23 protein-coding genes are annotated in these 25655 nt (G+C 39.5%); 15 read left to right on the forward strand and 8 right to left on the reverse strand.

Annotated features, from left to right (window positions below; translation table 11 throughout):
• The first annotated feature begins 5 nt into the window (after nt 1-5).
• Nucleotides 6-842, forward strand: coding sequence for a patatin family protein (locus RB214_RS17270; protein ID WP_309169271.1), 837 nt, complete (start codon nt 6-8; stop codon nt 840-842).
• Nucleotides 843-851: 9 nt separating this feature from the next.
• On the opposite strand, the gene RB214_RS17275 is transcribed toward RB214_RS17270, so the two are convergent.
• The 3 genes from RB214_RS17275 to RB214_RS17285 are packed head-to-tail and all read right to left on the reverse strand — an operon-like array spanning nt 852 to nt 2973.
• Nucleotides 852-1097 (reverse strand): hypothetical protein, encoded by a 246-nt coding sequence (locus tag RB214_RS17275; RefSeq protein ID WP_309169272.1) that lies wholly within the window; start codon nt 1095-1097, stop codon nt 852-854.
• On the reverse strand, nt 1094-2689 hold the full coding sequence (locus RB214_RS17280; RefSeq protein WP_309169273.1) for a PepSY-associated TM helix domain-containing protein: 1596 nt from the start codon (nt 2687-2689) through the stop codon (nt 1094-1096). Before RB214_RS17280 ends, RB214_RS17275 begins: the two co-directional genes overlap by 4 nt.
• Nucleotides 2686-2973, reverse strand: coding sequence for a hypothetical protein (locus RB214_RS17285; protein ID WP_024600574.1), 288 nt, complete (start codon nt 2971-2973; stop codon nt 2686-2688). The genes RB214_RS17280 and RB214_RS17285 overlap by 4 nt, the downstream gene beginning before the upstream one ends.
• A gap of 236 nt (nt 2974-3209) precedes the next feature.
• Here RB214_RS17285 and RB214_RS17290 point away from each other — a divergent pair, with 236 nt between their 5' ends.
• The 4 genes from RB214_RS17290 (at nt 3210) to RB214_RS17305 (ending at nt 7141) form a co-directional block, all read left to right on the forward strand.
• The gene (locus RB214_RS17290) at nt 3210-3983 is read left to right on the forward strand and encodes an undecaprenyl-diphosphate phosphatase (protein WP_309169274.1); all 774 of its coding nucleotides are present in this window, start codon (nt 3210-3212) and stop codon (nt 3981-3983) included.
• 206 nt (nt 3984-4189) lie between these two features.
• A complete protein-coding gene (locus RB214_RS17295) occupies nt 4190-4411 on the forward strand; it encodes a hypothetical protein (RefSeq protein ID WP_007581825.1) in 222 nt (73 codons plus the stop codon).
• Nucleotides 4412-4821: 410 nt separating this feature from the next.
• On the forward strand, nt 4822-6843 hold the full coding sequence (locus RB214_RS17300) for an ATP-binding protein (protein ID WP_309169275.1): 2022 nt from the start codon (nt 4822-4824) through the stop codon (nt 6841-6843).
• A gap of 40 nt (nt 6844-6883) precedes the next feature.
• A complete protein-coding gene (locus tag RB214_RS17305; RefSeq protein ID WP_309169276.1) occupies nt 6884-7141 on the forward strand; it encodes a hypothetical protein in 258 nt (85 codons plus the stop codon).
• 116 nt (nt 7142-7257) lie between these two features.
• Here the strand turns inward: RB214_RS17305 and ahpF are convergent, their stop codons facing one another.
• Together ahpF and ahpC are read right to left on the reverse strand one after the other, a co-directional pair.
• A complete protein-coding gene (gene ahpF / locus RB214_RS17310) occupies nt 7258-8832 on the reverse strand; it encodes an alkyl hydroperoxide reductase subunit F (protein WP_154902948.1) in 1575 nt (524 codons plus the stop codon).
• A gap of 154 nt (nt 8833-8986) precedes the next feature.
• Complete coding sequence (ahpC, locus tag RB214_RS17315) at nt 8987-9556, reverse strand: alkyl hydroperoxide reductase subunit C (RefSeq protein ID WP_033030722.1); 570 nt, start codon at nt 9554-9556, stop codon at nt 8987-8989.
• A 281-nt stretch (nt 9557-9837) separates the two neighbouring features.
• Here ahpC and RB214_RS17320 point away from each other — a divergent pair, with 281 nt between their 5' ends.
• From RB214_RS17320 to RB214_RS17330, 3 genes are all read left to right on the forward strand, one after another.
• Entirely contained in the window at nt 9838-10257 is a 420-nt protein-coding gene (locus RB214_RS17320; protein WP_149593146.1) for a DUF3429 domain-containing protein, read from the forward strand.
• A 67-nt stretch (nt 10258-10324) separates the two neighbouring features.
• Entirely contained in the window at nt 10325-10726 is a 402-nt protein-coding gene (locus tag RB214_RS17325) for a hypothetical protein (RefSeq protein ID WP_309169277.1), read from the forward strand.
• A gap of 3 nt (nt 10727-10729) precedes the next feature.
• The gene (locus tag RB214_RS17330; protein WP_182695219.1) at nt 10730-11545 is read left to right on the forward strand and encodes a class I SAM-dependent methyltransferase; all 816 of its coding nucleotides are present in this window, start codon (nt 10730-10732) and stop codon (nt 11543-11545) included.
• Between the two features lie 27 nt (nt 11546-11572).
• Here RB214_RS17330 and RB214_RS17335 read toward each other — a convergent pair whose 3' ends face one another.
• The gene (locus RB214_RS17335; RefSeq protein WP_309169278.1) at nt 11573-13177 is read right to left on the reverse strand and encodes a GMC family oxidoreductase N-terminal domain-containing protein; all 1605 of its coding nucleotides are present in this window, start codon (nt 13175-13177) and stop codon (nt 11573-11575) included.
• A gap of 102 nt (nt 13178-13279) precedes the next feature.
• Here RB214_RS17335 and RB214_RS17340 point away from each other — a divergent pair, with 102 nt between their 5' ends.
• The 4 genes from RB214_RS17340 to RB214_RS17355 all read left to right on the forward strand — a co-directional run bounded on the left by RB214_RS17340 (nt 13280) and on the right by RB214_RS17355 (nt 17581).
• A complete protein-coding gene (locus RB214_RS17340) occupies nt 13280-14290 on the forward strand; it encodes an AraC family transcriptional regulator (RefSeq protein WP_182671069.1) in 1011 nt (336 codons plus the stop codon).
• Nucleotides 14291-14327: 37 nt separating this feature from the next.
• Nucleotides 14328-15314: a Gfo/Idh/MocA family oxidoreductase gene (locus RB214_RS17345; RefSeq protein ID WP_309169279.1), complete on the forward strand. Its 987-nt coding sequence runs from the start codon at nt 14328-14330 to the stop codon at nt 15312-15314.
• A gap of 427 nt (nt 15315-15741) precedes the next feature.
• Entirely contained in the window at nt 15742-16485 is a 744-nt protein-coding gene (locus RB214_RS17350) for a FadR/GntR family transcriptional regulator (protein ID WP_002960591.1), read from the forward strand.
• A gap of 232 nt (nt 16486-16717) precedes the next feature.
• On the forward strand, nt 16718-17581 hold the full coding sequence (locus RB214_RS17355) for a DMT family transporter (RefSeq protein WP_165723380.1): 864 nt from the start codon (nt 16718-16720) through the stop codon (nt 17579-17581).
• Between the two features lie 81 nt (nt 17582-17662).
• Here the strand turns inward: RB214_RS17355 and RB214_RS17360 are convergent, their stop codons facing one another.
• Both RB214_RS17360 and RB214_RS17365 read right to left on the reverse strand, forming a co-directional pair.
• Nucleotides 17663-18859, reverse strand: a complete 1197-nt coding sequence (locus RB214_RS17360; RefSeq protein WP_024605662.1) for an MFS transporter — start codon at nt 18857-18859, stop codon at nt 17663-17665.
• 73 nt (nt 18860-18932) lie between these two features.
• On the reverse strand, nt 18933-20027 hold the full coding sequence (locus tag RB214_RS17365) for an NADH:flavin oxidoreductase/NADH oxidase (RefSeq protein WP_309169280.1): 1095 nt from the start codon (nt 20025-20027) through the stop codon (nt 18933-18935).
• Nucleotides 20028-20502: 475 nt separating this feature from the next.
• On the opposite strand from RB214_RS17365, the gene RB214_RS17370 reads away from it, so the two are divergent.
• From RB214_RS17370 to RB214_RS17380, 3 genes are all read left to right on the forward strand, one after another.
• Nucleotides 20503-22920 (forward strand): TonB-dependent receptor domain-containing protein, encoded by a 2418-nt coding sequence (locus RB214_RS17370; RefSeq protein ID WP_309169281.1) that lies wholly within the window; start codon nt 20503-20505, stop codon nt 22918-22920.
• Nucleotides 22921-23023: 103 nt separating this feature from the next.
• A complete protein-coding gene (locus tag RB214_RS17375) occupies nt 23024-24607 on the forward strand; it encodes a sulfotransferase (RefSeq protein ID WP_309169282.1) in 1584 nt (527 codons plus the stop codon).
• Between the two features lie 311 nt (nt 24608-24918).
• Nucleotides 24919-25626, forward strand: coding sequence for an AraC family transcriptional regulator (locus tag RB214_RS17380; protein WP_165742581.1), 708 nt, complete (start codon nt 24919-24921; stop codon nt 25624-25626).
• Nucleotides 25627-25655: the final 29 nt, after the last annotated feature.

The following is a 25655-nucleotide window of genomic DNA, read 5'->3' on the forward strand; positions in this document are numbered from 1 at the left end:
TGGCCATGAACAACAATAATAAAAACACACTCGTCGTTGAAGGCGGTGCAATGCGCGGTATATTTGCCGCAGGTGTGCTTGATGAGTTTTTAAAACAGCAATATCAGCCGTTTGAACGCTATTTTGGTGTTTCAGCCGGGGCAACTAATATAGCCGCATTTTTATGCAAACAACCAATGCGAAATTATAAAGTGATTACTGACTACTCATGCCGTCCTGAATTTATTAATTTAGCGCGCTTTATTAAAGGTGGTCATTTATTTGATTTAGATTGGTTATGGCAAGAAACTATTCGCGAAATACGCCTTCATACGGAGGTCTTTGAGCAAACTCCACACGAGTTTTATATTGTATCTACGGCAATCGAATCAGGCAAAGCACACTATTTAAAGGCCACCAGCGCCGATATGGTGCATCAATTAAAAGCATCATGCGCTATACCCATTGCATATCGTGACTACCCTATTATTAATGACATAGCGATGACCGATGGCGGTGTTGCTGATTCAATTCCGGTAATAAAAGCTTACGAAATGGGTGCACGCGAAATCACCGTTATTTTGTCTCAATGTTTAGGCTATCGTAAAAAACCAAGTAAGGCACCTTGGCTCACTAAAAAAATGTATAAAAACTATCCCACATTAATTCAAACGACCTTAAACAGGGCTGATTTTTATAATAAGTCTATCGATTTTATTATGAATCCACCTAATGACTGCAAAATCAATATCATTGCACCACCGGCTAATTTTAAAGTTGGGCGTACCACTAAAAAGTTTGAAATACTTAATAGTGGTTACAACATGGGAGTTGATACTGCTAAGGTCTTTTTAGCTAAATAACTGCATTATTTAACCTAATAATTGCGGTGCTTTACCCGCAATAACTGCGGTTAGTAAACCAGCTAACATAGCTCCCACAACGGTGCATATTGCACCGCCTAAAATACCGTAAACACTCATAAAACATATCAGTGCTAAACCAAATAGCAGTGCACTTAAAAATGTTTTAGTCGCTAATGTAAGTGTGTTTTTTCGTAGGTTGAGCATCATGAGTAGTAAACTTACCATGGCAATTATAATTAGTAGCTCGTTCATACGGGTTGTACCTCAATTTGTAATTTTTGTGTGTTTTTTATTTTTAAGGCAACAAACATACACACGATACCCACCACCATAAAGCTTATATCTACTACCGCGACAAGCGAGCTATTAAGGTTAATAATATTGCTAACGCCAAGTAAAATATTAAGTGGCAGCACCAAAGCAAGCGAAGCGCCGCATAGTAAAAGTGTCAGCTTAAAATAGTTTTTATAACCTATGGGCAATACACTTAATAGTAACCATGCCAACCACGTATAAAAGAACACGGGTCCAAAAAAGCTATTTTGCGCCACACCAACAACGCTATAATTAAGTAAAACTTGCACAGGAAATAGCACAAAGCTTGCTAATACCAAACCGCCACAACTGCCAATAATAAAACGATTCCAGCGTGCATATGCCTGCACACTCAGCGACGGGCTACTGCCACGTGTACGCTTTGCTAGCCACATCATCATGCCCGAAATAGGTAAAAGCGCAGTACTTAAGCCAAGCAATACCCAAAGTAATTTTACAAACACCCCTGCAAAGTTCCCAAAGTGCAGCGGAAACATCAACTCAATTACTTGTATTGAAACACCTGAAATATCACCAAAACTACTCATCGACTGCACAAACTCACCATTGCCTTGATAATGCAGTAACTGAGAAGCAACAGCCTCGCCACCTAACAAACGCAAATATACCTGCGCGTTCGCATCGTTATGCGCCATTATTGTGACATCCCTAATTACTGCTTCAGGGTAACGGCTATGAGCATTGTCTAAAATAGTGTCTATTTTTGTAGGTTGTTTAATGTGGCTAACTACAGGCTCAGGAATAGCAGTAAACGTTTCTATTAACTTATCTTGATCGCCACCAAAGCTCACAAACGCAGCTGCTGGTAGTAAAATAATGGTCGCGAGCCCTAAAAATGATCCTGTAAAACCAATCACAATATTAAATACGCTGCCCCAAATACCTATAACCTTATGAGCATCGCTTACTGCAATATCTAACCCTTTATCTCGCCTAAACGTAAAGAGCTCTTTTATCAATTTGCGATGAATAAACAAGCCTGTCACTGCACTTACTAAAAGCGTTAAACCTAAAAAACCAGTGAGTATTAACCCAATTGGTCGCCCTAAATGCAAATCTGCATGAAACTCACCTATATAAGTTGGCGCATCCGTTTTTTTATTAGCGTAAAACTCTTTACTAGGCCCATAGTAAGTATTTTCCAGCGCTAACGTATCGGGATGAAACTGAAATACTCTGGCTACCTCTTGGTCGTAATTTTCATCCCCATGGTGGGATTCAAATACCAACGTTAATAAATGAAAGTTATGCCCACTTGGTAAAAACACATGAATGTTTTCGCCAAATTCACTAGGTACTTTTTTATGGTATTCGTTTACTAGTCGGTTAATTTGCGCGCTGGCAACGTGTTGGCTAGATTGTAGTTCTGGATTAGCCCATATTTTTAACTCAGGTCTCGACAGCACCGCTAACGCCCCACTAAATGCAACAATAAATAGCAGTACCGCAGTAATAATTCCTACCCAGCTATGTAATAAAAATAGCTTTTTTAACGTAATCGACTTCATCCCTGCCCCTGCGTTAACGCCCAAAAACTCAATAAACCATGTAATACACACAATGCAATCATTACTACAAAAGGTTGCCATACTTTTTGCGCCAAATACGCATAAATAAACAACGCAGTCCAAATAACAGGAAAGAGTAAAATAGGCAGTAATATTTGTTCATTCATTTGAAACGGTAAATAGGTTGTCATACCCGGAATCATTATTACCGCTGTAACTAGCGCTAATACACACGCAATTAAGTGCCTTCGCCGTGTAGCTGTAAACGTTTTTTTATTATTCATTATTCGCTCAATAAATTTGCCCAAACATATACAAAATAGCACATGCAAATGATAACGATTGTTATTATATTGTGCATTTACTGCTTAATGCAATTTATTAAACACATTAAGTCTAAAAATACTGTTGGTTTGCTTTAAGAGCTTTTATGCTACGCCTCGCAATTTAGGTACGCAGTAATGCGTCATTTCAGTTAAGCCGAGTTCGGGCTTTTTAATTTTTCAGGAAGCAGTAAACCGTGGATATAATTAACGCGATTATTTTAGGTATTATTGAAGGTATAACAGAATTTTTACCCATATCATCAACCGGGCACTTAATTGTAGCGTCAAAGTGGTTAGGCATTGAATCAACAGACGCTAATCTCGCCTTCGAAGTCATTATTCAACTTGCCGCCATTTTAGCGGTACTAGCTAACTATAAAGACAAGTTTAGCCCTAAACATTTTAATTTATGGATTAAAGTTGCCATTGCATTTATTCCTTTGGGTATTATTGGTTTTATATTTAGTGATGTAATAAAAACACTGTTTAGCGTACCTGTAGTAGGTGTTATGTTTATTGTAGGCGGTGTGATTTTTTTACTATTAGAGCGCAGTTATAAAGAGGCTCACTGCACAACTACCGATGTAACCCAAGTTACTTATAAACAAGCACTTTGGATTGGCGTAGCACAAGTATTTGCGTTAATTCCAGGGACTAGTCGTGCTGGGAGCTCTATTGTTGGTGCCATGTTGTGTGGTTTAAACCGAAAAACCAGCGCTGAATTTTCATTTTTACTTGGTTTACCTGTACTTGCAGCAGCCTCAGGGTACGACTTACTTAAACATTACCAACTGTTTAGCTTAGATGACCTAACTGCCCTTGCTGTGGGTTTTTTAACGTCTTTTATAGTTGCTTATTTTACTATTAAACTATTCATACGCTTTCTAGAAAATTTCACTTTTGTTAGTTTTGGTCTTTACCGAATCGTATTTGGTGTTATTTTACTAACTAACCTGAATTCTGGTTAAGAGATTTAAAAACACTATAAATAATAACGATATTTAAGTCTGTTTCTCTCTAGCTAGAAATTTTTGGTGAAAACAAGGCGAATTTACGCGTCAATAGCTGGTCTATTGCAAGGAAATTCAACGCAGTTAGCGCTAAAAATAGCTGCTTGAGATAGATTTATTATCCAGAACTCAGGTTAGCTATAGCCTACACATAAGAGAATATTATGAGCGAAAAAATAAACGAAGAAGCACTCCACGCCCTAAAAATAGCTTTTACTTACATGCCTAAAGCGATTGAGGTGACAAAGTATGAATATGGCGAGCGCTACCAAAGCGTACTTGATCACATTGAAGCGGTACGTGAAACACTGCTTATTAACGATGTTGACCCAGAGGAAGTAGGCGGCGATATCAACCCGCAATATACCCCAAATTCAACGTATTAAAAGTATACCGCTGAGTATTATATGCTCGGCGGCATGTTGCGCTATATACAAGGGCCTGTTTATCTTTCGAGGTTAAATTTACAGCAGACTGTTTGGTATTTAGGCAAGGCAGAGCCTATTTAGTGTGGTTATTCCCCATAAATAGGCGATAACGCAGCATAAATGCCAAACATGCGTTGCCCTTTGGGTTCTGCCTAGGGACAATTTTTAATCCTGAAAGGTCAACAGGCCCTACTACTATTAATAAACCACTAACTTAGTTCATAAAAACATAAGGTTATAAAATTTAATACGTATCAATTTTAGTTATTAGTAATTAAAACTGCTAAACTGGATTTTAAACTAATACCAATGCCCTAATTGGCCTATGTATTATATAAATTGAACAAAAGCTTACGGGGTGTTTTCTTTTGAATTTTTTACGATGTTTTCACGATATAGTTTCTAATCAATCTCTTGATTTTGAAAATAAAATTAATAAGCTCTTAGTGTTTGGGTTAGAAGTATTTGACCTTGAGCTAGGTATTATTAGTAAAGTAGATGAAAACAGCTACACCGTTTTATATGCCAAAACCCCTGACAACTCACTTTTACCCGGTACCGTGTTTGAATTACAAGGCACCTATTGCGTACATACGCTCGCTGCTGGCTCTGCACTTGCCTTTCATAAAGCATCTCAAAGTGCAATTGCAAACCACCCCTGTTATATAAACTTTCAGTTAGAGTCTTATATTGGCGCGCCAATAAAAATTGGTGATAAAATATTTGGCACCGTTAACTTTTCATCCGCAAAAGACTCCCTCGCTTTTAACGATGATGCTTATGACTACATCGAATTATTTGCACAATGGCTTGGATCGGAATTTGCTCGCACCCAAGCTAAAGAACAACTCATAAAAAATAGTAATACTTTATTAAAGTTAGAGCACATTGCAAATATAGGCACGTGGGAAGTTGATCTAATCTCCGATAAAATTACCTGGAGTGAGCAAACCTACCTCATACATGAGGTGGATGAACAATTTCAACCGCAAATGAATTCTGCAATCGAGTTTTATAAAGAAGGCCCAAGTCGTGAAGGCATTACTCGCGCGGTAGAATTAGCCATAGAAAAAGGCAAAAAATGGAATTTAGAACTAGAAGTAGTAACCGCTAAAAATAAACACTTATGGGTGGCTACCTTTGGTGAGGCCGAATTTGATGAAGGCCGATGCGTGCGGTTATTTGGCACCTGCCAAGATGTAACCGAATCAGTAATGCTACGAGAAGAGCTTAAACAAAAGCAAGCTCAAGCAGAGCGCCTACTTGAAGACAGAAGCATGCTATTTGCTAAAATCAGCCACGAATTAAGAACCCCACTCAATGGTATTACAGGTATGCTAACCACATTAGTTGATGAACACAGTGAAGAAGTGCGTGCCGAAAAAATTAAAATCGCACTTAGAAGCGCCGATATTTTACTCAGTATAATTAACGAAGTTCTCGATTTTTCTAAAATTAATCATGGTGAGCTAAAGCTTGAACCTACTGACTTTTTACTAAAAACAATTTTTACCGATTTAACTTCTTTGTATACACCTCTATTTAAAAACACGCATGTAACGCTACAAGTAAATAATACAATTGATGACAACTGCTGGGCGTTTAGCGACAACACACGCCTTAGCCAAATAACCTCTAACTTACTAAGCAATGCGCTGAAATTTACTGAGAATGGTTCAGTTACACTAAACACAAACCTTTCTAAAATAAAAAATAAGCTAATTTTAAATATTGAAGTGTCTGATACCGGCCGAGGAATGAGTAAAGGCTTTTTAGAATCACTGTTTTCTCCTTTTTCTCAAGAAATTGATGCTAAAAATTCAAAAGGTGGCACAGGCCTTGGCCTTGCAATAGTAAAAGAACTTGTTGAATATATGGGCGGTAAAATAAAGGTAAAAAGCACACCAAATAAAGGCACTACGTTTTTGGTCAATATTCCTATTGAGCAAGGGACAGAACAAAAACAAGAAAGCCTTAAATCAACTTTAGATATTAATGGCAGTGTATTATCAGTGCTTGTAGTCGATGATAACGACATCAATCGGTTGGTACTTCATGCCTCTTTGGGCAAGCTTAATATTAAAGCAGACTCAGCAGTAGATGGCCAAGATGCAGTATTAAAATGTCGTCAAAAGCATTATGACCTTATTTTTATGGACTGCATAATGCCCATCCTCGATGGATTTGAAGCAACTAAGCAACTTAGATCAGAAAGCATCTGCTCGCATGAAAAAACTTACATAGTAGCAATAACAGCTAACACCTCATCACAAGACAAACTTGCATGTAAACAAGCCGGTATGGATATGTTTATATCAAAACCGTTTAAACTCCCCATACTTGAAAGAGCAGTTATTAATGCGCTTGAGCATACCGTAAAAATCAGCTAGTTTTTACTGCACTGCCACTGGTAAAAAATAAGAACATAAAATGAAAAATATAATTAGAACTATATTACTAACAGTGCTTATTGTTGCTGTATTTAAAGGCGCTTCCACTGGGCAATGGAGCTCATCAATAACAATAGTTATCGTATCAGGCGTATTGCTGTTAGTTACATTTATCAGTGCTAAGTCATCACGTGGATCATCCGCTTATACTGGCAGTGACTCAACAGCTTCCGCTAGCAGTAACTCATCACATTCTTATACAGATTGTGGCGGTGATTCTGGCGGTGGGTGCGATTAAATCATGTGCTAATTTTTAAGTATAAAAAAGCCGCCTTTGGAGAAGGGCGGCTTGGGTTAACAAACAGCTATGGGTGTAGCCTTGCTGTTATATCAAGAGAGTTTTTACTAATTACATTAAGCAGCGCTTTGATCAGCTTCTTCAGAGTGACGAATTAAATAATCAAATGCGCCTAAGCTTGCTGTTGCACCACTGCCCATTGCAATAATAATTTGTTTAAACGGAGTATTGGTTGCATCCCCCGCGCCGTATATGCCTGGTAATGAAGTTGCGCCTTTAGCATCAATCAGTATTTCACCAAATTTGCTTAATTCAAGGTCGCTGTCTTTTAACCATTCGGTATTTGGTATTAAGCCTATTTGTACAAATATACCGGCAAGTTCAAGCTCTTTGCTCTCTCCCGACACTCTATCTGTGTACATTAAGCCAGTTACTTTTTTACCATCACCAAGTACTTCGGTAGTTTGTGCACTTTTGATAATAGTAATATTAGCCATGCTTTTAGCTTTACGAATAAGCACTTCATCAGCACGTAGTGTGTCTGCAAATTCAAGTACCGTAACACTTTGCACAATATTAGCTAAATCGATTGCTGCTTCTATACCTGAATTACCACCGCCAATTACGGCAACAGGTTTACCTTTAAATAAAGGGCCATCACAATGTGGGCAATATGCCACACCGTGACCGCGATATTCTTGCTCGCCGGGTACGTTCATTTCGCGCCAACGTGCACCAGTGGCAAGTACGAGCGACTTAGCTTTAAGCACTGCGCCATTTTCTAGTGTAATTTCGTAGCCATTGTTATAACCAAGTGCCGCTGCACGCTGATTATGCATTACATCTACATCGTATTCTTTAACGTGCTCTTCAAGCTGGGCAACCAATTTTGGCCCTTCAGTCGCCTTAATCGAAATAAAGTTTTCTATTGCTAATGTATCTGCAACTTGTCCACCAAATCTGTCGGCAACAATACCTGTATTTAACCCTTTTCGTGCTGAGTAAATCGCAGCCGATGCGCCCGCAGGCCCGCCACCAATTACAAGTACATCAAATTTATCTTTTTTACTTAGCGATTCAGCTTGGCGCTGTGCCCCTTTGCTATCTACTTTATTGAGTATGTCAGTAAGGCTTAGTGCACCTTGGCTAAATGGTTCGCCATTTAAATATACAGCCGGTACAGCTAAAATATTTCGCTCTTCTACTTCGTCTTGAAATAATGCGCCATCAATCATGGTCGCTTTAATATTGCTGTTTGTCGCTGCCATAGTATTAAGTGCTTGGACTACTTGCGGGCACGTTTGGCAACTTAAACTTATATATACTTCAAAGTTAAGTTCTTGAGTAAGCGATTGTATTTGCTTAATGTCTTCGCTTTTAGCTTTACTTGCGTGTCCGCCAGTATGTAAAAGTGCTAGCACTAAACTTGTGAATTCGTGGCCCATAGGTACGCCTGCAAACGTAATATGAGTGTTTTTAATAGGTGAATGTACAACCATTGACGGGCGACGCGCGCTTGTATCAGGATTGTTCATTACCGTAAATTTATCGCTCAGTGAAGCTAAATCGTTCGCTAAGCTTTCTACTTCTGCTGATTTTTTGCTGTCATCCAAGGCAATAAGCAGCTCAACAGGTTGAGTAAGCGATTCAAAATGGCTTTTTAATTGATTTTTTATGTTGTTATCTAACATGGCTTAACCCTTTTAGGAAAATTTAAACAGCAAGCCTCCCATGCCAAATAATGCATGTGCTTAAACAAGTATATTGATATAGGAGGCACCAACAAACGGATGTTCGTTGATTTAAGGGCAGTTACCTGCCCTTATAGTAGGAATAAATCTATACTTAGATTTTACCAACTAGGTCTAGTGAAGGTGCAAGTGTGTCTTCACCTGGCTGCCAAGATGCAGGACAAACTTCACCGTCGTGAGTTGCAATGTATTGTGCAGCTTGTACTTTACGAACAAGTTCTTTAGCGCTACGGCCAATACCTAAATCGTGAGTTTCGATTACTTTAATTTCGCCTTCTGGGTTCATTACAAATGTACCGCGAAGTGCTAAGCCTTCTTCTTCAATCATTACGCCAAAGCTACGAGTAATACGTCCTGTTGGGTCGCCAATCATTGGGTAAGTAATTTTACCAATTGTGTCTGACGTATCGTGCCATGCTTTGTGAGTGAAGTGAGTGTCAGTAGATACTGAGTAAACTTCTACGCCCATTTCTTGAAGTTGTGCGTAATAATCTGCAACATCACCAAGTTCAGTAGGACATACAAATGTAAAGTCTGCTGGGTAAAAGAAGAAGATTGACCATTTACCTAGAACATCTTTTTCAGACAATTCTACAAAGTCACCGTTGTGGTAAGCGGTTGCATTGAATGGTTGTAATTTTGTATTAATTAATGAAGTGCTCATGGTATTTCCTCATCTGTGTTTATGTATTTTAAAAGTAATCAACGCTTTCGTTTTGAACGACCTTCTGCGTTGGCTTGAGTAGTACAATAAGGCCAATAGGAAATTAAATAAAATTGATTGTTTAGATTAAAACAATCGGTTTTTTGGGTTGAACTATATAATCATTGTTATCGTAAACATCAGTTGAATTGTAAACGCTGGCGAATTATTAAGACCGCTAATCGCAATACTGCTACAATAGCCCCGCTTCAAATAAGTCATTAAATATAAGGCGCACCGTAATGGAAAAATTTGTTAACCATATACAGCTAGGTTATCTAGGCTTAATCCCGTTTTTAGGGTGTGTAGGTTGGCCACTCATGTTTGGCAGTAATAGCCTTAACTTAGAGTTTTTTACTTTTTACAGTATCGCCATTTTAGCATTTATGGCGGGTAACTTATGGCGCGCCGGAGAGCAAAGCTATAGCAATGCAATTAAAGCGGTATTACCTGTTATCCCAGTTCCATTTGTATCATTTTTACCTGTAGAGTGGGCACTGGCTTGGCTAGGTGCTAGTTTTTGGTTAGTACTTATATTTGAAAAAGCCACGCCACAATGGCAAACCTATCATAAAGATTATCAAAAAATGCGCTTTGTACTTACCTCTGTTGTGTTTGTGTGTCATATCCTTACTATTGGTATGAGTATTTACCCTAAATAGCAGCTGTAAACTTAAATATTGCGTGGTAATAAGGTAATATCCGCGCACTGCTATTTGAGGACACACCATGATTGACCAACTACGCCAACAACTCGACGAACTTGGCGAAAACTACGTAGAAAAAAACGCTGCATTTAAAATCAAAGTGATCCCATTTTTTTGTGCTATTCGCATTAAAAAAGATCATAAAAGCGAAGGTCGTTTAAGCTTTTATTCAAGTCAATTACTCGAAATATTATTAGTCGTCTTATTTTTGCTATTCGGTTTAACACTGTACGATACAGATGCAGGGTTCACTCACGGCCCTATTCATATTGCCTTTGCTATTTTAATTACCTTTAATCTTATTATTAAACAAATCGCAATCGAAGGATTAAAAACCAGACTTGCGTTTCATCGTTTACTAGCAAAAGACTCACAAACAAATAGCGATATAAATAATACTGCTACAAACATAAACGCTAAATAAAATATGTATTTAAATCCTCAATGGCGAATACTCACCGTAGGCGATGGCGATTTATCGTTTTCGAACGCTATTTACACTCATCTATCGCCAAAAGCTTTGGTTGCATCCACTTACGATGACCAAACTACTATTGAGCAAAAATACCAGCACAATGCACTTAGCAACTTAAAAGCGCATAACGTTGAGGTACTTAATAGTTTTGATGTAACAAACCCTGCATGTTGGCAAGCTCTAAGTGAAAACCAGCACAGCTTTGATGTGGTTATTTTTCAGTTTCCGCTTATACCTGCATTTGTTGGCCGTGAAGCATTTGAAAACAACACGCGCCAAACCAGTATGAACGTATTAAACCGCGCTTTACTGCACCAATTTATTAAATACGCTAACGAATACGCGCTTGATAAAAATGGGCCAATGCTTTGTTACATCACCTCAAAGGATGTAAAACCTTATCGTGAGTGGAATATAGAAGGGAGTTTAAATAACGGTTTAACCGCAGATTATTTAGGCCAAATCCCATTTGATATTAGCCATTTTGAAGGTTATAAAATTCGTAATGTTGACCGCGATAAACACGTTAAAGACACAAGCGGCATAACTTACGTTTTCAGCCCAAAAAGTCTCGATAAACATACTAGCGAATTAAGCTCACGCCTTACAAAGCCTGCATACTTAACATCTAACCATTGCCCCCTATGCCGCGTTGGGCCTTATGTGGCAAGCGAGGACGAAGCCAAGCATCTAAACGCTAAAAAGCATCAGCAAATGCTACATCTTGAAAGCGATTGGCAACAATGGCTAAATGAGTTTTATCGCTAATTAATAGCCCTGCTATTGTTAATTCAATTATACGTTTTCGTGTTTAATTAAATCAGCCGCTTTTTCAGCAATCGCAATTACCGGCGCATTTGTGTTGCCGGTAATAATAGTAGGCATAATCGACGCATCAACTACGCGTAAGTTACTCACCCCGTGTACTCGTAAATTAGTATCTACCACTGCCATTGAGTCTTGCCCCATTTTACATGTCCCTACTGGGTGATACTCGGTATCTGCAGTTTGGCGTATAAACTCAATTAGCTGAGCATCATTATTTATATCAAGCGGATAAACCATTTTACCGCGTATGTTATCAAAAGCGTTGCTTTGCATAATAGCGAGTGTTTTTTTAAGGCCTGCAAGCATTACAGTTAAATCATCTGGGTGGCTTAAATAATTAGGGTCTATAAGCGGTGCACTACGCGGGTTGTTATCGGCTAATGTAATAGTACCTCGGCTTTTGGGGCGCATAATACTGCTGTGTATACTGTAACCATGCCCAGTGTGTAATTTACGACTATGATCGTCCACCAGCCCAATTACAAATTCTAGCTGCACATCGGGCGCTGGCGAGCCTTCAAATAATTTAATAAACGCGTGCGACTCTGCAAAATTACTGGTTAATCGCCCTTCTCGTTTACTAAACCAGTTAACGCATCCTTTTAAAATGCTGGCAATGCCAAGCGGGCTTATACCAAATGTGCCTTTACTTGTTTTTGATTTATAAAGTGGCACTACCGTTAAGTGATCTTGTAAATTAGCGCCAACACCTTCAAGTACGTGCTGAACCTTAATGTTATGTGCACTTAACTGCCCTTTTGGGCCAATACCCGAAAGCATTAATATTTGCGGCGAATTAATAGAGCCAGCACTGAGTATTACCTCTTTTTTAGCACGTAAATTAATAACCTCCTTATTACGCCCTATTTGCACGCCTTGCGTTATCTTATTAGCTATATTTATTTTATTAACGTGGCTATGGGTTAATACCGTTAAATTCGGGCGGTTTAAATGCGGTGTTAAATATGCTTTTGCTGCACTACAACGCTCGCCATTGTGCTGAGTTACCTGCGATAAACGCGCGCCGCTTTGCTCTTTACCATTTATATCGTCGCTTAAATTAACGCCCTGCTCAGCACAGGCATTTAAAAAATATTGGTTTACATTGCTTGGGTTACTTAGCTCTTGTATATGTAGCGGGCCTTTTATTCCGTGCAGCTCATTATTTATAAACGCTTTATTGTTCTCAGCTTTAATAAAGTACGGGAGTAAACTCTCAAAATCCCATCCCGTATTGCCATTAGCAGCCCATTGGTCGTAATCGTATTTGTTACCGCGAATATAAACCATTGCATTGGTAGAGCTTGACCCACCCAATACTTTGCCGCGCGGCACAAAACCACAGCGGTTATTAAGCTCTTTTTGTGGCACCGTATTGTAATGCCAGCTATTTATGCCATAAGGCACACTCGCTGCTATGCCAGCTGGCATTTGCACAAATGCACTTTTATCGCTGCCGCCAGCTTCAATTAAACACACACTGACATTTTTATCCTCAGACAATCGCGATGCCATAACGCAGCCGCCACTGCCTGCGCCAATCACAATGTAATCAAATGTTGTATTGTTCATGGTGTACCTTAATAAAAGTTTTAAACGGCCTTAACAGTAATAGTGCATAGAAAAACCCAATAAAACTTGATATTTTTAGACATCACTTATTTGGGGTTAACCATGAGCAGCCTAATCAGAGCCACGTCATTACAAGGTATAGACACGCTAATTAGCGAATTTGGCGGCGATCCGCATGAAATAATGCAAAGCTGTAATATTAGTAACGTTGACTTTAAAAATCTCGACAACCAATATTTACCTTATCGAGATTACGCTGAGCTTTTAGAATACTGTGCTTGTAAGTTCAATTGCTCTAGTTTTGGCCTTAAGCTCGCAAGTAGACAAAACTTTGATATTTTAGGACATATTGCAATAGCTGCCAAAAGTAGTACTAATTTAGGTGATGCACTTAATTGGGTTATTAAATACCTTCACTTACACAGCCCTGCACTTAGCTTAAATTCGCACCCTTTAGAGAATGATAAAAGCTTGTTTTTATCATTCGAAATTAATTTAAAACCATTACCGCACATAAACCAAGTCATTGAGCTAACCATTGGTTTAGCATTAGCTGTTATTAAAAAGCTCAGTAATAACCGCTGCAAACCAATTAATATATTTTTGCCAAAAAAGTTAAGTACTAATACTCGTGCCTATAACACTTACTTTGGTTGTAACGTTATAGAGCATCGCAACAGCGCTGGCATTGTAATCTCAAAAAGTGATTTAACTCTTGAGCTTGATCACCCTAAACTAAATAAAGTACAAGCAGCGCTAAACTTCTTGGCAAAAAACAAAGAACACACACAACCGTTGCCCAACCAAGTTAGTGCGCTAATTAGGCCTATGCTTCCTATTTATCAATGTAGTAACCAAACTATTTCAGCTGCGCTGGGTATGCACCCGCGTACTCTGCATCGAGAACTTATCAAACATAATACGAGTTTTGTAAAACTAAAAGATGCCACTCGCCGCGCTTTAGCTGCACACTATTTAGCGCAAAACCAATTTACAATCTCAACCATATCTGAGCTTTTAGGATATCAGGAACAAGCAACACTAAGTGTTAATGTTAAACGCTGGTTTGGATGTTCTCCTCGAGCATATAGAACTAAAAAAATGTTAAACTAAATACTCTTATTATTTTTATTTAAGCTAAGGAGTGAGCATGAACTTTGTTATTGTTGGCACCAATTTTATTAGCGACACATTGTTAGCCGCTGCAAATACGTTAAACGATTTTAATTTATATGGGGTGTGCTCGCGCGCAGTATCTAGCGGCGAAGCATTTTTAGCCAAACACCCACAAAATGCACAAGCAAAAATTTTCACCTCAATCGAGCAAGTTTGCCAAGATCAAAATGTCGATGCTGTCTACATAGCCGCCCCTAATAGCTTACACAAACAATATGCCGTTATGTGTCTAGAAGCGGGTAAACATGTCCTTGGCGAAAAACCATCAGCTGCCAATTCTAAAGAGCTTGCAAGCATTATAGCTACAGCAAAAAAGCATCAGCGCCTTTACATGGAAGCCATGATGACCACTCACTTGCCTAACTATGAACAGCTACAACAGGCAATGGTAAAAATTGGCACACCACGTAAATATATTGGCCAGTACAGTCAATACTCATCGCGTTACGATAAGTATAAAAATGGAGAACACCCAAACACATTTTTACCCGAGTTTGCAAATGGTGCTTTAGTTGATTTAGGGATTTACCCGCTGTATTTATTAATTGCACTTTGGGGGGCACCAAAAAGCGTGAGTGCCAGTGGCGTATTGCTCGATACTGGTGTAGATGGTGCGGGCGATGTATTACTAAACTATGCAGATAAACAAGCCGTTATTAGTTACTCCAAAATATCGCAAGGCGACAACATAACCGAAATACAAGGCGAGCTTGGGCGCATACGTATAGAAGCCGTATCGCAACTTAAAAAAGTGGAATTTATTGCTAATAATGGTGATGTAGAGATTATATCCCAGCCGTTTGATGAGCACTTTATGAAATACGAAGTTGAGCATTTCATGTCATTAGTGAAGCAAAATATCCTTGAGTCACCTGTTAATACGCACATTTTAGCCAGTAACGTAATGAGCGTTCTTGATGAAGCGCGCAAACAGCTTGGGGTTGTGTACCCTAACGACTAATTAAATAAAATATGGGCGTTAACCAACGACAGCTAACGCCCAGAAGAAAGCTTAAATAGCTCTCGTACAACGACACATTTTACAAAACACTTTAAAATAGCGATCCCCATCCATGGGCAATCAAATACTTCTACAACAAACTTAACACTGACAACCCAACTCGGTTTATTACCAATATTTATTACTCAATAACCTTAAATCTAACCTAACACATAAAAACATTACCAATCAAGCTGGCCAATTACATTATTTTAAACTAAATTGGTGATACAAGAATGCAACCGTTGGTGTAAAGTGGTTTTTAACCCTAACATCGCGTTAGAATTTTGACATAATAGTGAATTTTAAGGTAACCTCTGATATTAACAGTTGGTTTTGACTTATAGGCCCCAGAGGCCATTATTCCTTAAGGTAATGAAGGTAAAGTATGGGTAATCGTCGCTTATTTTGGCGCATAGTTGATAAAATTGAGTCTTTAATAAATCAAGGCGAATTTTCTGCTGGGAGTCGTTTACCACCTGAACGTGAACTTGCAGAAATGTTTGATGTAAGCCGCCCTACCATTAGAGAAGCTATTATCGCATTAGAAGTACGTGGCCGAGTTGAAGTTAAAACTGGCTCTGGTGTTTACGTAGTAGAACAAAAAAATGCATCTATAAAATCAAAAGAGATCAGTGCATTTGAACTTACTCAAGCTCGCGCATTAATTGAAGGCGAAATTGCCGCTCTAGCTGCTCAAAGCATTACAGAAGAAGAACTAGAGCAACTAAATAAAACATTAATTGCTATGGAAAAAGGCCTGTATGTTGAGCAAGCCGATCGTGAGTTCCACGAAATTATAGCTAGAGCAACGCGTAATAAAGCACTTGAATTTGCAGTGTCTAACTTGTGGGATTTACGTTTAACAAATCCACAAATTGTTGCTGACTATGGCAGTGTGTGTAAAAACAATAACGAGTGCGTTATGGATGAACACACCGCTATTTATACAGCCCTAAAGTCGCATGATGCAAATGCAGCGCGCAGTGCAATGCACAAACATTTTAACCGCTTAATTAATGCTTTATTTGACGCTGTAGAATCGCGTGCACTTGAAGAAATTAAACGCAAAAATGATGAAAAACGAGGCCTCTACTCGCTTGATGGCTTAGTTAATAAAAGTGCCCACTAAGGCCTTTTAACCAACTGATTAAAGTTAGCAAACGCCTGTTTGCTAACTTTACCTCTTACTTTATTTACCTTCCCTATTTAATATACTTTTTATTGCGTTATTTTTGGTCGCAAACACTTACCTATAAATTTAAAAAAAGATACTATGCCGCCATTAATATCGGGGGGGTTTAGCTTTTATACTCCCTGCATTACATAACTAATTGATAGAGTTACTCAACTCAAGGAAAATAATGCATTCATCTACGAAAGAACTCTTACTCGCTGTTTTTTGTATATTGCTCGCTATGGTAACTATCCAATCTGGTGCCTCGCTTGCCAAGCAACTCTTCCCTATTGTAGGCCCTGAAGGGACTACTGCACTCCGTTTAGGTTTTTCTGCCACTATTTTATGCCTGATTTTTAAACCGTGGAAACACTTACCTGCCGCAGGCCAACGATTTCCTATTTTAATTTACGGCCTGAGCCTCGGCGGTATGAACATTTTGTTTTATTACGCCATAGAGCGTATTCCACTGGGTATTGGCGTTGCACTTGAATTTACCGGCCCATTAGCAGTTGCATTATTTTCATCGCGCCGTAAGCGTGATCTATTTTGGGTAGGCTGTGCTATTGCGGGCATTTTATTATTACTGCCTGATATGAAAGGCCAAGAAAGCCTAGATCCGGTTGGCGTTATATTGGCGCTTGCCGCTGGTGCATGTTGGGCAGGTTATATTCTTTTTGGTAAAAAAACCGGTAATCAAGGCTCTGGTGGTGCAACTGTGGCTATGGGTATGACTATTTCGGCCATTGTACTTGTGCCCTATGGCGGAATTTTGCAAGCCTCTTCATTCAGTTGGGATATTATTCCGTTAGGTATTGCTATTGCAGTACTCTCAAGCGCCCTGCCGTATACCCTAGAAATGATCACTTTGCGTAATATGTCGTCGCAAGGCTTTAGTATTATGATGAGTTTAGAGCCCGCAATTGCAGCATTAGCCGGATTACTCATATTAGGCGAACTATTGTCTATTTGGCAGTGGCTGGCAATATTACTGGTAATTATTGCCTCTGTTGGTAGCTCGTTTTCAAACGCAAAAAAACAGACTACTTAGTTAACTACCAAATAACCTAAATAATCTAAATAAAGTCACCACGCAACATGGTGACTTTATTATGTTGTATCCGGTAATTGTTTAACTCACAGCCTTACTTTGCTTTTTAGTTGTAACCAAATAGCCAATCAACGAAATAAGCGGCATGCCCGTCGCGACCAGAGCAATACCTGTCCACCCGCACGCTTCATATAATGGGCTGGCAATAAGCGAGCCTACTGCGCCACCTACAAATATACTAGTCATGTAAATAGCGTTTAAACGCGCACGGCTTTGCGGCTCTAGTGCATACACTGCACGTTGACCCAATACCATATTGGCCTGCACAGCAAAATCAATAAACACACCGGTTAATGCCAATACTATAATGCCGTAAGGTAGCTCAAATAAGCTTGGTAAAAAGCACACTGCTGCAATTACTTTGGCCAGTAACGATACCTGATGTGTATAGCCTTTATCTGCCAAGCGACCAACAATGGGGGCAGCTACAGCACCTGCCGCACCCACTAATGCAAACAATGCTATTTCTGATTGCGATAAACCATACTCACGGGCAAGCACAACCGGTACGCTCGTCCAAAATAAACTGAATGATGCAAACATTAATGCTTGAAAAAGTGAACGTTGGCGCAGCACTGGTTGGCTAATCATTAACTGTTTAAGCGATTTTAATAACTTAAAATACGTTGTTTTATGGGTAGGTTGCCTGCTTGGAATAGCAAAATAAATTACGCCTGCAATAAACACCATACACCCTGCTGCAAAGTAAAATACGGCACGCCAACCAAAGTGATCGGCTATTAAGCTCGATATTGGCCTTGCAAGCAAAATACCTAACAGCAAACCTGCCATAATATTACCAAGCACCTGTCCGCGTTTTTCATCCGACGATAAATGCGCAGCAAGCGGAATAAGAACCTGAACAGACACCGAGCTTATACCTATCATCAAACATAAAATAAGCATTACATTAGGTGAATCAGCCAATGCCGTACCCACTAAACTTAAAAACGACACAGCGAGCGTTATAAGCATTAAGCGTTTGTTTTCTATTAAGTCAGCTAAAGGCACTAAAAAAAACAAACCTAAGGCATAACCTATTTGTGTAAGCGATACGATAAGGCTGGCACTATGCGAGCTTAACCCCACCTCTGGTGCTAGTAACTCAATGATAGGTTGAGCGTAGTAAATATTGGCAACAATAAGGCCGCAGCACAAAGCAATAATAGTGACGAGTGTATTGCTAAGTGGTTGTGGTGAAACGCCTGTTTGGGTCATGTGTATCCTACTTTACAAAAATAATAAAACCCAACCAGCAAACGCTGATTGGGTTTTTACAAAAAACTAAACTTTACTTAATTGGGGATGGCTGCCCATGTGGGCTTGAGCGTAAATACTGTTTAGGTGCAGTCACTGTAGCACCAAGCTCTGCAGCAACATGCCACGGCCAATGCGGGTTATATAAAATACCACGCGCAAGTGCTACGCCATCGGCTTGCTGCTCACTAATAATCTCTTCGGCTTGTTGCGCCTCAGTGATTAAACCAACGGCTATTACAGGCATTTTAACAACGTTTTTTATCGCTGTTGCAAATGGCACCTGAAAATTAGGTTTTACTGGTATTTGTTGCTCAGGGCTTAAACCCGCCGTACTTACATGAATAAAATCACAGCCGAGTTCATCAAGCGCTTTACTAAGCACTATCGATTGCTCTAAATCCCAGCCGCCTTCAACCCAATCGGTTGCCGAGATACGCACACCCACTGCTTTTTCACTTGGGAATACCGCGCGTACTGCTTTAAATACCTCAAGCAATAAGCGCATTCTGTTTTCTAGGCTACCACCGTAGTTGTCATCGCGCTTGTTTGAAAGTGGCGACAAAAACTGGTGTAACAGGTAACCGTGCGCACCATGTAGCTCGATTAAATCAAGGCCGAGTTCATCAGCGCGTTTAGCTGCACTGACAAAGTCTTTAATTAGTGAGTCAATATCGGATTGGCTCATTGCTTTTGGTACTGGGCTGTTAGCGTCGTACGCAATTGCCGAAGGGGCGAGCGTTTGCCAGCCATTAACATCATCAGGTGCAATGGCATCGCCACCGTCCCATGGTTTTTCAGTTGATGCTTTGCGCCCAGCATGCGCTAACTGAATACCAATAGGCATAGGGCTGTATTGCCTTACTGCTTTTAGGCTTTTGTCTAGGGCTTGCTGGGTTTTGTTATTCCAAAGCCCTAAATCGCCATAGCTAATACGCCCTTCTGGGTTTACTGCTGTTGCTTCTAAAATAAGTAATCCTGCACCACTTAAACTCAATTGGCCCAAATGAATAGTATGCCAATCGCTAGCAGCGCCATTGTTTGCTGAATACTGGCACATGGGTGCAATAATAATACGGTTATCTAACGTTACTTGCCCAAGTGATAAAGGCGAAAATAGTTGGCTCATTGTTAATCCTTAAAAACACGCACAAAAAAGTGCGAACAAAACAAAAAAAGAATACGAAGCGGCAATCAAACACGCTCACTCAATAACTTACACAGTTACTTATAATTCCGACTTAACACTCTTAATGGGGATAAAAATATACTTTAATAGTGCTGATAAAAGCATAACTAATAACATTATAAACTATCAATTTTAATGTAATAATTTGTTTAACGAGCACATCATAAAGCCATTTTTAAAAAATGAATGACTATTTACCTTTAAACAAGAGTGCGATTTTTAACCTAGCTGTACCTAATAGGACTAAGCTATTGCTTATATTGCCTATTAACTAAATAACCCCCCACAAACAAAATATATTTATTCTATAAAAGTGAATTAAAATTCAATTTAAATATTCCAAGCTACTTCACTCACTGATAAACTGCTAACTTAATTTACTAATGTAAAACATTTGAACCGGGGATCACTTTTTATGTTTAAACCAAGCTTGTTAACCTTGGCTATTTCGAGCGCTGTTTCTAGCGTATTTTTATTGCCTAATGCCGCACTTGCTCAAGAAGAAGTTGCAGCTAAAAACAAATCACTCGAAGTAATCGAAGTTACAGCAACAAGGCGCAGCGGCTCTGTGCAAAATGCACCGCTAAATATTACAGCCCTTGATGCAGATATTATGAAAGATCAAAATATCAATGAGCTTGCCGATGTAGCGCGCTGGGTACCTGGTTTAACAATTACCGATCAAGGTGGTCGCTCAGGCTCGCCTATTATTGTTCGTGGTTTAAATACCAATTCATCTGGTCCATCATCAGATGGCGGCACGGTATCTACTTACATTAACGAAATTCCGGTTTCGGTAGATATGCGCCTAGTAGATATTGAGCGTGTTGAAGTATTAATTGGGCCACAAGGCACCTTATATGGTGCAGGCACATTAGGCGGTGCAATTCGTTACATGCTTAAACAACCTGAGCTTGATTTTACATCGCTTGAAGTTTACGGCGACCTGTTTCAAACAAAAGAAAGTGACTCTCTAGGTGGCGAAGGCGGTTTTATATTTAACCTTCCTATTATCGAAGATAAATTAGCGGTACGCGCCAGCTTAAATGTATATGAAGATCCGGGTTTTATCGATTACGGCTATGTAGTACGTGAACCTGGCATATCGTTGCCAGATCCAGATTGGAGCGATAGCTCAGCAGTTAATAACAACCTTAAAAATGTAAAAGACGCCAACGGCGAAACCACCACAACAGGTCGTATTTCCGTACGCTTTAAACCAAATGAATCGTTTGAAGGTACGCTTAACTACTTTTACCAAAACCAAGACAGCGAAGGCCGCTCGATTGTTCATTACAACAGCCTTAATGCAAATAACGGTTTAAGCGATGTAATAGGTAAATACGAATCGGCTTATCGCTTTGAAGAACCTCGCGAGAAAAAAGATCAATTACTAAGCCTCGAACTAAAAGCCGACCTAGGTTTTGCAGAGCTAGTATCGGCAACCGGTATTTCAAGCTTTGATGCCGACGGTCAACGCGATCAAACCGATTTACTTATTCGTCTTGATTACGGCTATGAAGAATTTCCTTCGTTTTCAACGTTTACCCGTGAAATTGACGAAGAAGATACCTTCACTCAAGAAATTCGCTTAGTGTCGCAAGGCGACAGCGACTTTAACTGGATTGTGGGTGGCTTTTACAACAAAACAGAAACCGAAGCGTCAAGCCGAGAGTTTACGCCTGGGTTTGACCAATTCGCTATCGATAACTTTGGTGGCGAGCAGCTAAGACCTGACTCATTAGAATACTTAGAGCTTACAAAAAGTACCGTCACTGAGTCTGCACTATTTGGTGAAGTTGGCTACCAAGTTACCGACAAATTAGATGTGACCATTGGTGCCCGTTTTTACAAATACGATATAGAGTCGCAAGCGGCTTTTGACTTCCCGCTAGCAAATACATTGTATGGTGGAGTAGATCCTGATGTAACCACCGTTGCATACGAAAAAGACGAAGCAGGCGATAACGGTAACTTATTTAAATTTAATGCTAAATACCAGTTCACTGACTCAGTAATGGGTTACGTAACAGTAAGTGAAGGCTTTAGAATTGGTGGTTCAAACGGTTTAGTGTCTTGTCCTGATCCAATTGTTGAGGATCAACAAACAGGTTGTGGTAAACCTGACGAATTATTATATGAAGCCGACACCACAACAAACTACGAGCTAGGCTTTAAAAGTACATGGTTTAGAAGCCAACTACACTTTAACGCCGCGTTATTTAACGTAGATTGGGATGATGCGCAAATCACTGGCGCTACAGATATAGGTCAATTAACGTACCTTTCAAACGCAGGCAGCGCTAATGCAAAAGGGGTAGAAATTTCGACTCGTGCAATTTTATCTGACTCGTTTTCAGTTTACGCTACGTACGCTTACACAAAAGCAGAACTAACATCAGACGCACCATTTTTGTTTAATGCCGATGGTACCGGTGGCGCAGAAGGCGGCGACCGTTTACCTGGTTCACCTGAAAATCAATTTTCTATGGGTGTAAACTATCAAACAGACGTGTTTAACGACAAAACGCTTGATATTAACTACGGTTTAACCGCGCAAAGCGACGTGCTTTCAAGAGTAGGGCTTCGTGATAACGGCGAAACACTACCAGGTTACAGCTTAAGTAATATATCAGCTAAATTAACAGCTGATGCATGGTCAACTACGCTATATGTTGATAACCTATTCAACAAATACGCGGTTACATCCGTTCGTCGTTCAGATGAAGACATAACATCAGCTAATGGCGCCGACATACAACGTAACTACGGCCATTACATTAATCGCCCGCTTACGGTAGGTGTTAAATTTAACTACAAATTTGAAATATAATTTAAGCGACTTTTAAACAGTCTCACTTTTTAAATACTGTTTTAAGGCTCAAATTTATTTGAGCCTTTTTATTTTCTTTTACAAAATAATAATTACCAAAACCATGCAGCCAAATTTAAAGCAACTTCATCAAAGCGCAATACACTCCCTAAACCAAGGTAAAATAGAGCAAGCACACAAAGCCCTAGTGGAGTTAGTGACACTCAAACCAGACTTTGCTGATGGGTATTTTTTGTTAGCTATGGTTAATTTAACTGTTGGGCAAATACACAAAGCAATAAAGCTCTTCGAAAAAGCCCTTACCCTTGGCCAAAGTATTGAATACACCGCGCAACTTGCTAAATGTTACGCACTTACTGGCGAATTACAAAAAGCAAAAAACACCGCACTATCGGTGCCATTAAAGCAAATAACTAAAGCACTTGATGCCGACACACTCGGCGTTGCACTTACTCAAGCAGGCATTCACGAACACGCACTTAACTGCTTTGAGCGCGCTATTACACTGGCTACAGCGGCTAACAAAGCTCAACCTCCGTTTTATTATAACTACGGTGTAAGCGCTAAGTTTTTAGGGCTATTTGATAAAGCCCAACACGCTTTTGAAAATGCCATAGCGCTTAACCCGCTGCACCACCAAAGTCATTTTGCATTAAGTGATTTAACTAAAGTAAGCAAGCAAAACAATCATATTGAGCGCTTAAAAACCGTAGCTGAGCAAACCACTCATCCCGATGCAAAACTACATATTGGCCACGCACTTGCAAAAGAGTACCAAGACATAGGTAAGTTTGATGATGCGTTTAAAAGCCTAGAGCAAGGTAAGGCGGCTAAACGTGCTATGCAGCCGTTTGATCATAAAAGCTCAACCGCATTATTTGAACACATTAAACATTTAAGTGAGCAGCATAAACACGCGCTTACACAAGGTAACCCAACGGCAGAGCCTATTTTTGTATTAGGTATGCCCCGCTCTGGCACCACCTTAGTAGAGCGTATTTTATCGAGCCACAGCGACGTACAATCGGCCGGAGAATTACAAGACTTTGGTCTAAGCGTTAAAAAGTTAAGCCAGACTCAAACACCGCATGTACTCGATACTCAAACTCTCACTCAAGCGTATGAGCTTGATTTTAATCAGCTTGGGACAACTTATTTAAACGCGACTCGCGTAACCACTGGCAGCCATAAACACTTTATAGATAAGCTCCCGTTTAACTTTTTTTATATCGACTTAATTACTAAAGCGCTGCCAAACGCTAAAATTATTTGTATGCTTCGCGACCCAATGGACACCTGCATCGGTAACTATCGCCAGTTATTTACAATAAATAACCCCTACTACGCATACTCGCTCGATTTACTCGACACAGCCAAATTTTATAGCCGTTTTTACAAACTAATGCAGCACTTAAGCGGCCTACATAGCAATATAAAATTAGTAAAATACGAAGAATTAGTCGCCCAGCCCGAGCAGCAAATAAAAGAGTTAGTCAGCTTTTGTAATTTAGAATGGCAAGCACAATGTATAGACTTTCACTTAAACACCGCTCCGGTATCTACGGCCAGTAAAGTGCAAGTACGCCAACCATTAAATAGCAAAGCAATTGGCCGTTGGAAGGCATTTAAGCCCCATACTGATAAAGCAGTGGAGTACTTTTTAAAGCAAGGTATTAGTATTGAATAAACGTTTTATTTTACCGGTGGGAAAATCCAAATAGGCGGCTTTGTGCCAATGTAGGTCGGATAAGCGAAGCGCCATCCGACACAGTAAAATACCTTGCCAATTATTATCAACATTTTATGTTGTGGAGTGGCGGAGAATGCCAACAGCAGATATTACCTTTCAAAGCCTTTGAGTGGGACTGCTAAGCCACCATTGCAGTCATTGAGGTTTAAGTTAAAGAGCCAATAAAACTAACACTTCACTTTGTCATCCATTGCTCTACTATGTATAACCAAAATCAGGATGAAATAAGGCCATACATTTCTGTTATTATGAAAAATCTATTATCCATTCGTTCTTATAGCACAAAACCAACCCGTCACTCACATCACTTTAATCAATTGGTTTTACCTTTACGTGGTGTCATAAATATATGCGTTGGTGATTTCAATGGTAAAGTTGCGCCAAGTGAATGTGTTGTAGTTAAAGCCAATGAAGAGCACTTGTTCACTGCAGATACTGAAGCTAGATTTGTAGTTGTGGACATGAAAAACCTACCCCTAAATATTTCATCTTCACACTGTATTGTTTTTGCAATTAACTCATCCCTTAAAAGTTACTTAACCTTTATCGAAAACCAATTAGAAAATAAAGTTAATGCTCAATTAGAACAGGCGATGTTTGAAATGTTCAATTTACTGCTTGCAGAGCAACCTTTATTGCCAAAAGTAGATAACCGTATTGGTACAGCAATATCCTTCATAGAGCAAAATATTGCAGAGCAACTTCACATTAAACGCCTGGCTGAATCTGCTTTTCTAAGCGAAACGCAGTTTAAGAAACTATTTAAGCAACAAACAAATATGACTGTGATGAAATACGTAACCAAACTTCGTATGGAAAAAGCGCAAGCTTTACTAACACACACAGATTATCCACTATCAATCATTGGTGAAAAAGTAGGCTGCAAAGAGCCGTCAGCCTTTAGCCGAAAGTTTTCACAATACTTTGGCCTACCACCTAATAAATTCAAAAAGTAAACTTAGTCTTTATTGTCAACGATAGCGTC

This window comes from Pseudoalteromonas sp. HL-AS1, from assembly GCF_031198785.1.
GTDB classification, from domain to species: Bacteria; Pseudomonadota; Gammaproteobacteria; order Enterobacterales; family Alteromonadaceae; genus Pseudoalteromonas; species Pseudoalteromonas distincta.